Here is a 12,817-nt window from a genome sequence, read left to right on the forward strand (position 1 = left end):
GGTCGGTCACTATAACGTGCACACCTGTTACTCCAAGACAAAAAAATTTCAGTCCTAATCGCTTGCCCTGAAGTCAAGAGCTTTGATCCCAAATTGCACAGTTGCCTAGTACCATGCTAAACTCTTCGTGATGAGAAACAACAAGGAGTTTTGCGTGTCTCAGTCTGATCATCGGCAAGCATTAAGAATTGCTTTTGCTCTAAGCATCTCCTTACTGGTTTCCAACTGGTTTCTACCCTATTGGGGACACTCCAAAGCCCAACCCGACAGGGTCGTGGCTTCTGAGAAAAGCCTCGCGAACGTTTCAATGGAATTCCTTCCTACGAGCACGGCCTTGTCTTCTCCAAGTGAGAAGATGGAGCAACCCGTTTTTTTGAACAATGAGGAAGAAAGATCAAAAGAGACACTTCTGGTTTTGGAAAACGGGTTCTTTCAAATTGTTGTCAGTACCAAAGGGGGGAGCCTAAAAGAGATAAATCTTCCGTTGATCCAGAAGGAAGAAAAGAATAATATCTATGCAGTTCGTCCTGTCGAAATAGACAAGTGGGTGTCTAGCTTCTCTCCAGAAGATGCTTCTTTTCCTCTCCAAAAAGAGGGAGCTTTAATGAAGGGACCCCCTCATGTTGTCCAATACCACCCTCTCATTCGAAGAAGCCTTCCTTCTCAAAAGATCTTTTTGCCGCATTACACCAATGCCCTTGCTCTTTTCTCGGATTATGAAGATTTGAGCCAGCTACATTATTCAGTACTTTCTCACACTAAAGATGAAATTGTTCTCATACATACTGGTCCAACGAGAAAGATTCGTCGAATCTTTCAGTTGGAAGACTCTCCTTACTTGTTATCAGCAAAAATTGAACTGGAAGGGGACTGCCGAGGGCTATGGATGACTTCTGGAATTCCGGAGACAGAAATCTTATCGAATCAGCCCTCTCCTCGGGTACAGTTCCGCCATATTAAGGGTAATCTTTCTGCTTTCGAAAATGTTTCGCTACCCAAAACACATGCTACTCTTAACAATTTGAACTTGCAGTGGGTAAGCAATGGAAATAACTTTTTTGGACTCATTTTAGAACCTTTGTCCTTTGCCCCTTCAGGGTTTCGCCTACAAATGGTCCCTTCAGAAGTGGCTCCGACAAGACTTTCTCTTATGCCAAGACATGCGAACAAAGGATTTGCTCCAGGCTACCAGGTAGCACTTCCTCTACCGAATCAAACAGGCTCTTACGAGGTGCGTGTCTTCGCAGGGCCCCTATGGGAGAGGATCCTGAGAGAAGTGGACGAAAAAGTGCATCCAATCCAGCACCCCATAACCCCTTCTTATTGTTGCAATTGGAGTTCCCAAGGTTGGTTCAGCAAAATTTCTTCACCCTTTTCCAAATTGCTCGCTTATTTACTTCCACGTTTTCATGCTTTCACTGGATCGTGGGTGTTAGCCATTGTTCTGCTCACTCTCTTCTTAAGAATTGTTCTGTACCCTTTTAACGCTTGGGCCTTTCGCTCAATGGAAAAGGTCAGGCGACTGGCCCCACAAGTGCAAGCTATTCAAGAGCAGTACAGGGACATCCCCCATAAGGCTCAAGCTGAGATTTTTGCTCTCTACAAGCAGCATAAAATTAACCCCATCCTTGGTCTACTGCCTTTGTTAGCACAGATGCCCTTCCTTTTGGGCATGTTTGAGGTTCTCAAATCCAGTTTCGAATTAAGAGGTGCTAGTGTCGTACCTGGTTGGATTGATAACTTAGCCGCTCCTGATGTCCTCGTATCGTGGTCTTACCCTGTCCTGCCTATCATCGGAAACCAAATTCATCTTCTTCCTATTTGCTTAGCGTTTTCTATGTACATTCAGCAACGTTGGGCAATGGAAGGGACACAACAAAAAAGGACACCTACTTTGATCATGACAAGTTTGTTCCTGTGTATGTTCTATAAGTTTCCTGCCGGTCTTAATATTTACTGGATGTCTTCTATCCTTTTAGGCATGGCCCAGCAGGCCTTAACAAGGAGGCAGAAGCTGAATTGATACACTTCTTCTTGTTGATGTGGGGAGTTTAGTGCTAGGCTTGTCCCTTCTTAGCGTTCTCCCAAAGGGGGCTCTGACATGAAATCAACCAAACGGCGTTTGGTTGAGTCGATTCTCTCGGATCTAACCAGTAAGGAACCCACCTATCTTCTTTCTGATTTTTTTGGTGCAGAAGGAAATGTGTTTGCCCGGAAGCTATTCGAGAGTCTGCTTGAGGAAAATGAGCCTCAACTCGGCTTCTTCAATCCGATTTATTTATGGGGACCTTCCGGATGCGGCAAAACGCACCTTATGATTGGGACGGCTGCTTCTCTTAGAAAAAAATCCTATCAGGTTCTTTATGCAACCTGCGATGCTTTCACTGGCGCTGTTCTGCGAGCCATTCGTTCAGAGTGCTTGAACGAATTTCAGCACGAGTTACGCTCTTGCTCTGTCTTGATGATCGATGAAATCTCCGATTTAAGCGATAGGTGGAGGATTCAAGAAGAGTTTTTTCATGCTTTCAATACCCTTCGCACAGAAGGCAAACAGATTATTCTCTCTTCTCAGATAGCGCCTCACCAGTTGGTCGCTGTTGAAAACCGTCTAATTAGCCGATTCGAATGGGGACTTTTGGTACCCATGACACGTTTTACAGAAGAAGAACAAGGGAAGCACTTAAAAACAATTTTAGAATGTAAAGGATTCAGAGCCGAACAAACTGTTTATCCGAAATTAGCTAAAATCTTCGGACAAGACATGAAAAAACTAACTCACTGGTTAGACACGCTACCCACAAGAAGAATCAAAGGCCAAGAGCTAGAAACTCTCTTCAAAGAGACAGCCCTTCAAAGGCCTGCTGTTAACTTTCAAGACATTTTAAAAAGTGTTTCCTCGCACTTTCGTATCGAACAAAACGCTCTTCTAGGCCCATCACAGAAAAAATCTATCGCTATCCCTCGACGCATCGCCATGTACTTGTGCCGTACTCTCTTACATCTTCCTATGCAAAAAATTGGCCATGCCTTCGGCAGAGATAACACAACCGTCTCCCTCAGCTGCAAAACCATTTCAGAACTTCTATCAACAGATGAAGAACTGCAACAACAAATCGAACAAATCAAAAGATCCCTCCCCTCCTAAGAGAAGGAGCAAGACGCTTTCGGAGTAGAGGGATTCGAACCCCCGACCTGCTGCTCCCAAAGCAGCCGCGCTAACCAAACTGCGCTATACTCCGGAAAAACCTCCACATTGTATTCTTCACGACTTTTCGCGTCATTAGCAAAGGGATTTCTTTGGATGAACAATACGACTTATTTTACCTGGTCCGTTCATCCTCTTTGTCTCTGCTGGCAAGGCCTACAAGTGAGATGGTACAGTCTTTTTCTTTGTCTCGGATGGATAATGGCTTTTCTCTGCTTTGATCGGCAGACAGCACACTTACAGCTATCTCCCTATAGAGATCAAATGAAAGTGTTTTTCTTTCTTTTTTTCCTAGTAGGTGCCCGAATGGGACTTTTGTTAGAAACAAAACGACATTTCGCTTGTTTCGACCTCTTTTCTCTAGAAGAAGGCGGTTTAGTTGGACAAGCAGGAGGGCTTTTCGCTTTGGGAGGAGCCGTTCTAGGGCATTTCACATATCAGCCTGCTGGTGTATCTTTGTTTCTCCTTCTCGATTGGATCAGTCTTTCTCTCTTACCGTGTCTGGTTTTTACCCGTTTAGGGAATTTTTTTAATCACGAAGTACTTGGATTAAAAACCACAAGCTGTCTGGGTATTATCTTCAAGTACGCGGAGTACCCACGACAAATTCATCCTGTCCACCCAGTGCAGTTATATGAAATATTTGGTTATAGTCTGGGTTATTTTCTTGTTCAGAAGATAACAGACAAGAAGTCTCCCCAAGGCATGTTCTTCGGAAGGCTTTGCTTGACCTTAGGATGTATCCGCTTTGTTTTAGAATTTCTGAAGGAAGATTCAGAAAGAGGGTTCCCTTCATTGGGGCAATGGCTATCCCTAGTCTTTATCTGTCTAGGACTACTCTTTCAACTCAGAAGAAAGTCTTTATATAAGGCTTCCTGTTCTTCAGATAAAGAAACATAGAGATGGTGTATCCCTTCTTGGTCTACTGTTTGTTTGCGTATGGCTCCCAAAGAATGTAGCTTTGCAACTAAGTCATACCGATTAGGTGGAATAGACAACCAAATAACCTGATGGGCACGACTGGCGTATACCTCCATTTTATGCAAAAGCAAGTCTATTCCCTGATCCTGCTTAACAGAACAGAAAAGCGCATCAGGAAACTCTTCTTGGTATTTCGCTACTTGGTCCTCAAAAATGTCTCTTTTATTGAAAACAACTAAAACGGGACGTTTCTCATTCTTAGAAAGAGAACTCAAAACATCATGTGTCGCTGCCATATGCTGACGAAAGGACGGATGAGACCCATCGATAACATGAATTAAACAATCTGCCTCAAGTGATCCTTCTAATGTACTACGAAAAGCAGCAACAAGGGTGTGGGGCAACTTACGAATAAACCCAACAGTATCTGTCACTAATACTTCTTGTTTAGATGACAAAAGTAAGCGCCGAGTTGTTGTATCCAACGTAGCAAATAGTTTGTCTTCAACATAAACAGACGAACCTGTTAAGCGATTCATGAGGGTGGATTTGCCAGCATTAGTGTAGCCAATAAGTGCAAAATGAAAGATTCCGGAACGTTCACGTTGCTTTTGAAGAACCTTACGATCCATTTGGATAGCTTCTAACTGTTCTGTTAGTCTTTGAGCACTTTTACGCAAAAGACGCCGATCCAGTTCTATTTGTGTCTCTCCTTCTCCTTTTTGATTTACACCGCCACCCTTTTGTCGAGAAAGGTGACACCAAAGGCGCTTTAGCCTAGGCATACTATAACGAATCTGTGCCAACTGAACTTGAACTTTTGCTTCATGCGTTCGAGCTTTACTAGCAAACACCTCTAAAATGACTTCGGTTCGATCAAGAACAGGCTTACCAATTGCTTTTTCCAAATTACGTTGCTGAGCTGGAGTCAACTCCTCGTCAAAAACGACAAGATCAACAGACCATTCACCCGTTGCAACGACTAAATCTCTTAAACGCCCAGAACCAATCAATGTAGAAGCACTTCTTTCTCGAAGAGGGCAAATTGTCTTGTCTACCACCTCTATGTCACAGGAACGTAACAGCTCCCCTAGTTCGGCAAGGCAATCTTCCGCATCAAGTCTTGTCCCACCGCGTGGATCAAAAAGACCAACTGTTAAGGCCCTCTTACGCTCTTCCATGTAAACTCCACTTTTAAGCCATCCCAACCTAAGTTTCCCTTATCTCCCAAAGGAAGCTCCATCTTATTGTAATCAACATGATGAGAGAGATGCGTAAAATACACTTTTTTAAGCTGTTTCAACTCCCCTATATAACTTAAAGCCTCTTCTATCGAACAATGCGCCTTTCGGATTCTTCTCCAGTCTCCTACTCCAATAAAAGCCATTTCTGCACGAGAAAGAAGATGGGCTGTCGATTCGTTCCATACGGCGATATCTGTCACAAATGCAAAAGAACCGAAGCGATAGGCTGTAACAAACTGCCCACTGTGCTCATGAAAAGAGCAATGAATAGGAGGGAAGCCAGCAAAATTGAGAACAACGCGCTCAGAAAGCTGGACCTCTATTGCGCCTTCTCTCAGAAAGACAGACCAGACATCGTCATTTTCGATCAGCTTTCGCGTTGCTGTAGATAAGAGACAAGGGATCATCCCCTGAGATCTCCATAAGGGAAGCAGATCAAACAAACCTCCCACATGGTCGAAATGATAATGTGTTAAACAGATACCATTTAACCTCGTAATAGAGTGACGAAGTAGTTGTTCTCTTAGATCTGGTGAGGCATCAATTAATAGTTTCTTTCCTTCATGTTCAATGAGAAGACCCGTACGACCTCTACGGTTTTTGGGCTCAGATGATCGACAGACAGAACAAGAACAACCAACAACAGGAACTCCCCTGGCGTTACCAGAACCAAGAATCGTGACAGATGTACCCATAGTCTCACCGAAAAGCAAATTTCTTTTTGACCAATTTAAGGATACCTGGACAATGATAATAAACCCATTTCGGCCTTGCTTGAAGAGAAGTCAAAGGAAGAGAGACTCGAAACAAGGCTCCATCAGGTGAGAAATCAATTTGTTGATATACAAGAGGTGATTTATCGACTTGATCTGAAGAAGACACATACAAACGGACAGAAACGGCAGTCTCTTCCCATACCATCGTGTTTGCAAATCGATCCGAAAGAGGATTTTCTTCCTTAACCAATAAAAACAGTTCACTATACTCCTCCGGTAGCAAGTTTCTGGTATAAGCTCCCTCTTCAAGATTATCGCAAGAGAACTCAATCTTATTCAGGATCCATTTTTCTTTCGTCCCTGTTTCAACTGAAACGTAAGAGGCGCGAACTTGGTGAAGTCTTTCAGGAGTAGTCAAAACACAACCACCAAGATATAGGGCCTGCTTCCCATAAAACTGGAAAAGGAAGAGAAGAAAGAACGCAGTGACAACCCCACACCCTAGGCCAATCGCTATAGCATTTCTTTTGGCATGGTCAGGAGGAATAAGATCCTCTGCATCTGCATCATCAGACATGAAGAAACCTCTATATCGCTGCCGATAAGACATCCTTATGATACGCTAGAGCCCTTCTACAGTTGGAGATGATTTTTGTGGCTGCCCATGGATAAAAAAGAAAGTTCCTCTTGGGAACATGTTAGCGAATGGTACAACCGAATTGTTGGAGAAAAAGGACATGAGCAGCACCGAATCGTTATCCCAAAAATTTTGGGACTGATAGGACTCCTGAACAAAAAAGACAAAGGTCCCTTTTCTCTATTAGACGTAGGGTGTGGAGAGGGCGTGGTCACTCGCTATCTTCTCTCAAATACCTCTTACCTAGGAATAGATTTGTCCCCTCGACTCTTAGCTTTTGCTCAGAAGAAAAAAAAAAGAAAGGAGTTTTCCTTTCTTAAAGCAGATGCCACAGAGACAGGTCTTGACCTTCAGCAGATTTTTACACATGCCCTTGCCCTTTTTTCGCTACAAAATATGAAAGATGGACAAACAGTCTTCCAAAACGTAGCTAAGCACCTCCATGTCGGAGGAAAATTTGGATGTGTGATCAACCATCCAGCCTTTCGAATCCCTAGAAACAGCCATTGGTGCGTTGATACTAACCAAAAACGGATCTTCAGAAGGGTAGATTACTACCTCTCTTCCCTAGAAGTCCCCATCTTGGCTACACCAAGCCAAGGAAAACAATCCTCTGCTACTTGGAGCTATCATGTCCCACTCTCCACCTATTTTGATTGGGCAAGTCAAGCCAGGTTGCGACTGATTAATTTTGAAGAATGGATAAATGAAAACGGCTCCAGAACAGATAAAAAAATGGCAAGAGCAGCAAAAGAATTCCCTCTGTTCGCAGCACTTGTCTTTCAAAGGTATTAGCTTCATTCCGTCTTTTCTTCTTCCAAAGCAAGTTCTTGAGGAGGCGAAACTTCTACTTCACCCGTCTCCAAAATAGAGGGAGGCTCGAGCTTCGAAGTCCAAACAGAAAGGAATATACAGCCCATTAAGAAAACGAAAATGGACCAGCCCGTCACCTTCCTCAAAACATCCGCAGCAGATGTTCCAAGAAAAAGATGAGCATTACCTCCACTTGACACTCCTCCCAAGCCGTCCCCACCTTTGCTCTCTTGCAGAAGAATAACTCCGGAGAGAAAGATCACGAAACCCAAATAAGCAGACAGGCAAGACGGATAACTCCATTCAAGAAACATCAGCGCAACACCCTCCAACAACCAGGGCATAAAAGCCCCGGCACCACGAAATTCCTCTAATTACGCCACACACTCTCTTTAAATGTCATCGTCCTGTATTTGACCCAATAAAGCATCCGCCAGCCAACCTTTCTTCGGGTTTCCAAAAAACCCGTTCCCAGACAAGATTTTCAGAGCATTCACCGCAGTTTTGAGCTTAGGAGCACCTACAATATCGTCTTCGAAACCTTCCCAAAAAAGGACACTGCCCGAAGCGGATAAAATGAGCCCTTTAGGTGGGACAGACCAGCCTGCAAGATCTCCACCCCTATTTTGAATGAGGGTAACGATACCCTCTAGTAGTCTCGGTTCAGCAGATTCTACAAAGAGATTCCCCAAAGAGAACGTCAGAAGCTTAGGTGAGAAAAGATAGAGGCGCTCTGCTCGGCGAAAAGCCTTGCGACAAAGATTAATATCCTTTTGGTTAACAGCAAGCCCTAAAATGTAACCCATTGCTGAGGCTGTTGTTCGAGTAGGCCCGTATTGGTCAGAACGAGACGCCTGCAAAAGGAGGTCCCTTGCCATTTTGTCCTCTCCAAGAGACGTGCACAAGATCCCTCTCTCAAGCGCAAACCGAGCCCGCACCTCTTTAAAAGGAGTCGTCATTGGCATTTCTGTCATGAGCAGTTCCAATTGTGACACTTTTTGTATGGGCTTTACATTGCTATTAGAGAGCATCTTCCACTGTACAATCCACCTCGGCTCAACACCGTACGCAACACAGGTATGCTTGCTGACCCACTGGGCGTCTTGATTGTACGGGGGCATGACAGGAGACTGCCCCTTAGTGTAGTTAATCAAATCTTTTACCAGAAAATCCATGGAGAAGGACTTCCCAAAAGAATTCAACTTGGTTAGAAAGTTTTCTCCGATCTCAAAAAACAAAACATGAGACGGCGACTTAATAGCGAGAGTAAGGAGCTCCTTTGCCTGAGAGTGGTTCAAATTAAAAAAATCGCTCAAAAAAGCTACAACCGAAGGTTCTGGATCGCTAAACGAAGAGCAAAAAGGCATAAGAAACCAGGTAGACCCCACGAAATAGGATGCAGGTACCTGAGGGTGCCATTTGTCCATCAACTCAACCAGTTCACTTGTTGGTAAAGAATGAACTAAGTGGCAACGAATCAAGCCTCGCAACGCACTAACATGATGAACCTGTACCTCTTGGAAGCCCCTTCGTGCAAGCTCCACAATAGCACGATAAAACCTAGCGGCTTCTTCATGCCGTCCCCTTTTTTCTAAACAAGCAGCCAAGTCATTGGAAATAACGTGAACAAGGCGATTCTTCACCTCGGGACTCTGACTTTTCTTGCTTTCACTGAGGGCTATTTTCAAAAGGGCTTCGCCTTCACCATAAAGACCCAAGGCAATCTTCCGATTGCCTCCTGTCCAGGCACTTACACCTTTGGGAGATAAACAGAAACAGTAAGTCCCAGACAAAAGGAAAACGGACAAAACCGCACGCCATTTTGAAAGGACAGAACGAAAGAATCTTGAGAAAAAAAACATTGGAACTTCGTGAGAGTTTTAAGAATAGAAGTCAGCCAACTCTGGAAAGAGAACAAAAAACTCAAAGCAGGACATCATCATGTTAACAAAAAAGCCCGAACTTGGGAAGAGGACCCCCCAAATCCCAACACACCACCCAAGAACCTCTCTTAAGGAAACCTAGGGGCGAGCCACCGTTCGCAATCCAGAGCAGCAATACACCCAGAACCTGCCGCTGTAATGGCCTGTCTGTAGTGGGGATCTACCACATCCCCGGCAGCAAATATGCCTTCTCGGCTTGTCCGGCTGGTTCCAGGAGTGACCGAAATATACCCTACATGATCTAAATCGATCAAATCGCCTAAAAAGGAAGTATTTGGACGATGCCCAATTGCAAAGAAAAGCCCTTTCACAGGGAGAGGAGAAACTGTTCCTGATTTAACATCTTCCAAATGAACGGTTTCCAAGTTACCAGCGCCTTCAACCTTTTTTAAGACCGAGTTCCAAATGACCTCAATCTTTGGATGTTCAAGGACACGCTTGGCCATAATGGGTGAAGCTCTGAAAGACTCTCTTCGGTGAATGACATGTACCCTTCTCGCAAAACGGGTCAAAAAGAGAGCTTCTTCCATAGCAGAGTCACCCCCTCCGATTACGGCAATAGCTTGGTTACGGAAAAGAGGAAGCGCACCGTCACAAATCGCACAAGCAGATATTCCCTTTTGCCAGAATTGATCGACACCAGGAACATCCAATTTTTTAGCAGTCGCTCCTGTCGCAATAATGACACCTTTTGCTAAGAAAGACTGTTTATCTGTACGTATTAGAAATTTCTTATCTTCTTCCTGAATAGAAATAACATCTTCCTCTAGGACCCTTGCTCCAAATTTTTCACTTTGAAGACGAAACTTAACCATCAGTTCTGGCCCCGTGATCCCTTCAGGAAACCCTGGAAAATTTTCTACCTCTGTAGTCATCATCAATTGCCCACCCACTGGACCTGATTGAAATCCTGCAAAGACAAGGGGAGTGAGATGAGCTCTCCCGAGGTAGAGCGCTGCGGTATGTGCAGCCGGACCTGATCCAATGACAGCTACAGGGACTTCTTCTACAGTCATGACGTCAACCCACTAATATATTCAAAACTTTATCTTGCACGAAAACGACTCGCTTCACCTCTGCCCCTTGGAGAGAACGAAGAACACTCTTCTCCTGCTGAGCAAGAGAAAGAACGAATTCCTGTGAGCTCCCTTTTGGACATGAGAAAACAGTTCTTGTTTTGCCGTTTACACAGACAACAACCGATACCATCTCACTCTTAAGAAAAGGGGCCCAAAAAGGCCCGAAAGATGGGAAATCTTGTTCACAGAGCAAAGAAACATGCCCCAAAAGAGACCACATCTCCTCAGTCAAATGGGGGGCTAACGGAGAAAGAAGTTTCAGAAAAATCTCAAAGCAAATTCGAGGGAACAGATTAATTTTCTTTGCAGCATTCACAATCTCCATCAATTTGGAGACAATTGTATTGAAAGACCACGTTTCATAATCCTTGAGAATACCTTGGAAATTCCTGGCAAAGACCGTAGCAAACTCAGTTAATTCTTCGAGGGGGTGGTCTATTATTTTCCCTTCTACCCAAAAAGAAAAGACTCGATTGAGGAAACGTTTACACCCGGACAAACCATCTTGTGACCACACCTTTTCCTTTTCAAGAGGAGCAATAAAAACAACGTAAAGCCTTAAAGCATCTGCTCCAAAATCCTGCATCAAGTCATCCGGGGATACACCATTCAACTTCGACTTCCCCATTTTCTCCATTTGACAAGACAACTTTTCCTTTGTCCCTCTCAGAAAATAATCTTTTCCGTAATTATCAACCTGATCAACAGGGACATAGGCTCCACCTCCTTTTTTAAAAGAAGGGGCCAGAACCATTCCTGGATTTTTCAATTTTAAAAAGGGCTCAGGGTCCACGACTAAGCCGCAATCAAATAAAATTTTGTGCCAAAAACGCGCATAAAGCAGATGTAAAACAGCGTGCTCAGCCCCCCCAATGTAGGTATCTACAGGCATCCATGCCTTCTGTGCAAGTCTTGAGCAGAACTCCCTTTCATTTCTAGGATCGCAAAACCGAAGGAAATACCAGCAAGAACCCGCCCATTGAGGCATTGTATTTGTTTCTCTTCTAGCCCTCAACCCAGTCTTCGGATCCTGAATAAATACCCATTGAGGGTCAGATTCTAGAGGACTTAACCCCGTTTTAGGAGGCCTATAGGATTGAAGCTGAGGTGGAAGAAGAGGGAGTTCATCTAGCGTTAAGGTTCGGGTAGATCCATCTGCAAAATGGAGAAGCGGAATAGGTTCGCCCCAATATCTCTGGCGAGAAAACAGCCAATCCCTCAGTCGGTAGGTGGTTCTTTTTTGCCCATGGTCATACTCCTCCAACCATTTTAGTACGGTTTCCCTTGCCTGTGACACAGTTAGACCATTTAGGCATAGCCATTCTGAAGAGCTCTCTAGACAGGAGCCAATACCAACATAAGGCATAGAATCTTCCTGAGCAGTTCCCTGGACAACAATTCTAATAGGCAAATTGTTGCTTTTTGCAAAGGCGTAATCGTTCTCGTCATGAGCCGGTACTCCCATTACAATTCCAGAACCTACATGAGGTAAAACATAGCTAGCTACCCAAATAGGAACCTGCCCTCCATCAGCTGGGTTGACAGCATAAGCGCCTAGGAACAAACCAGAAGTGATCTGTCCCCTTGAACTGGCTAAACATTCTTGCCGATAACCCTCAAGTAAACCTCTACGACTTTCATGAACCAATTGGTCTGCAAGGGGATGACACGTCGATAAGGCGATGTAAGAGACCCCAAAAAGAGTTTCCGGACGTGTGGTAAAGGCATTTAAAGACAGTTTCCTTCCCACTACAGGAAAAAAAACCTCAGCCCCTTCTTTCTTTCCAATCCAAAATCGTTGCTGGCTCTTAATTTCTTCTGGCCAATCCAATAAGTCCAGATCATCGATCAATCGCTCGGCATAGGTAGTAATACGCAACAGCCACTGCTTTAAAGGCTTCAGAACAACAGGATGTTCACCCTCCTTACTTAACCCATTCTCTATCTCTTCATTTGCCAAGACCGTTTGCAATTCGGGGCAATAGTTCACATGGACTTCTGCTTCATAAGCGAGTCCCTTTTGGTGAAAGAGACAAAACATCCACTGAGTCCACTTGTAGAAACCGGGATGAGATGTTGCACACTCTCTCTCCCAATCGTATGAATAGCCCATAGACTGAAGTTGTCGCCTAAAGGCATTAATATTCATTTTTGTAGTTTCTCGAGGATGTGTCCCTGTACGAATAGCATATTGCTCAGCAGGCAAGCCGAAACTATCCCAACCCATGGGATGCAAATCATCAAATCCGCACATTTTGA

At 44.2% G+C, this 12,817-nt stretch carries 11 protein-coding genes and 1 tRNA gene; 4 read left to right on the top strand and 8 right to left on the bottom strand.

Going from position 1 to position 12,817, the window contains the following annotated elements:
• Positions 1-154 precede the first annotated feature (154 nt).
• Both yidC and HAT2_RS01910 read left to right on the top strand, forming a co-directional pair.
• The gene (gene yidC / locus HAT2_RS01905) at positions 155-2,023 is read left to right on the top strand and encodes a membrane protein insertase YidC (protein ID WP_181860311.1); all 1,869 of its coding nucleotides are present in this window, start codon (positions 155-157) and stop codon (positions 2,021-2,023) included.
• A 78-nt stretch (positions 2,024-2,101) separates the two neighbouring features.
• The gene (locus HAT2_RS01910; protein ID WP_114544338.1) at positions 2,102-3,145 is read left to right on the top strand and encodes a DnaA ATPase domain-containing protein; all 1,044 of its coding nucleotides are present in this window, start codon (positions 2,102-2,104) and stop codon (positions 3,143-3,145) included.
• A gap of 19 nt (positions 3,146-3,164) precedes the next feature.
• On the opposite strand, the gene HAT2_RS01915 is transcribed toward HAT2_RS01910, so the two are convergent.
• Positions 3,165-3,239 (bottom strand) — tRNA-Pro (locus tag HAT2_RS01915).
• Positions 3,240-3,301: 62 nt separating this feature from the next.
• Between HAT2_RS01915 and HAT2_RS01920 the strand changes: the two genes are divergently transcribed.
• Positions 3,302-4,105 (top strand): prolipoprotein diacylglyceryl transferase, encoded by an 804-nt coding sequence (locus HAT2_RS01920; protein WP_114544339.1) that lies wholly within the window; start codon positions 3,302-3,304, stop codon positions 4,103-4,105.
• Here HAT2_RS01920 and hflX read toward each other — a convergent pair.
• From hflX to HAT2_RS01935, 3 genes are read right to left on the bottom strand one after another with little or no spacing between them, the layout of a single operon-like run.
• Entirely contained in the window at positions 4,048-5,307 is a 1,260-nt protein-coding gene (hflX, locus tag HAT2_RS01925) for a GTPase HflX (RefSeq protein WP_114544340.1), read from the bottom strand. The genes HAT2_RS01920 and hflX overlap by 58 nt on opposite strands.
• Positions 5,283-6,065, bottom strand: a complete 783-nt coding sequence (locus HAT2_RS01930) for an MBL fold metallo-hydrolase (protein ID WP_114544341.1) — start codon at positions 6,063-6,065, stop codon at positions 5,283-5,285. Before HAT2_RS01930 ends, hflX begins: the two co-directional genes overlap by 25 nt.
• A 4-nt stretch (positions 6,066-6,069) precedes the next feature.
• Positions 6,070-6,663, bottom strand: a complete 594-nt coding sequence (locus HAT2_RS01935; protein ID WP_114544342.1) for a hypothetical protein — start codon at positions 6,661-6,663, stop codon at positions 6,070-6,072.
• A gap of 87 nt (positions 6,664-6,750) precedes the next feature.
• On the opposite strand from HAT2_RS01935, the gene HAT2_RS01940 reads away from it, so the two are divergent.
• A complete protein-coding gene (locus tag HAT2_RS01940; protein ID WP_114544343.1) occupies positions 6,751-7,518 on the top strand; it encodes a class I SAM-dependent methyltransferase in 768 nt (255 codons plus the stop codon).
• A gap of 2 nt (positions 7,519-7,520) precedes the next feature.
• Here HAT2_RS01940 and secG read toward each other — a convergent pair whose 3' ends face one another.
• From secG to leuS, 4 genes are all read right to left on the bottom strand, one after another.
• Complete coding sequence (secG, locus tag HAT2_RS01945) at positions 7,521-7,880, bottom strand: preprotein translocase subunit SecG (RefSeq protein ID WP_114544344.1); 360 nt, start codon at positions 7,878-7,880, stop codon at positions 7,521-7,523.
• A 48-nt stretch (positions 7,881-7,928) separates the two neighbouring features.
• Entirely contained in the window at positions 7,929-9,398 is a 1,470-nt protein-coding gene (locus HAT2_RS01950; protein ID WP_114544345.1) for a tetratricopeptide repeat protein, read from the bottom strand.
• Between the two features lie 149 nt (positions 9,399-9,547).
• Entirely contained in the window at positions 9,548-10,495 is a 948-nt protein-coding gene (trxB, locus tag HAT2_RS01955) for a thioredoxin-disulfide reductase (RefSeq protein WP_114544346.1), read from the bottom strand.
• Positions 10,496-10,499: 4 nt separating this feature from the next.
• A partial coding sequence (leuS, locus tag HAT2_RS01960; RefSeq protein ID WP_147267482.1) for a leucine--tRNA ligase occupies positions 10,500-12,817 on the bottom strand: 2,318 nt, incomplete at its 5' end.

It is taken from the genome of Candidatus Similichlamydia laticola, from assembly GCF_003339615.1.
GTDB lineage: Bacteria > Chlamydiota > Chlamydiia > Chlamydiales > Parilichlamydiaceae > Similichlamydia > Similichlamydia laticola.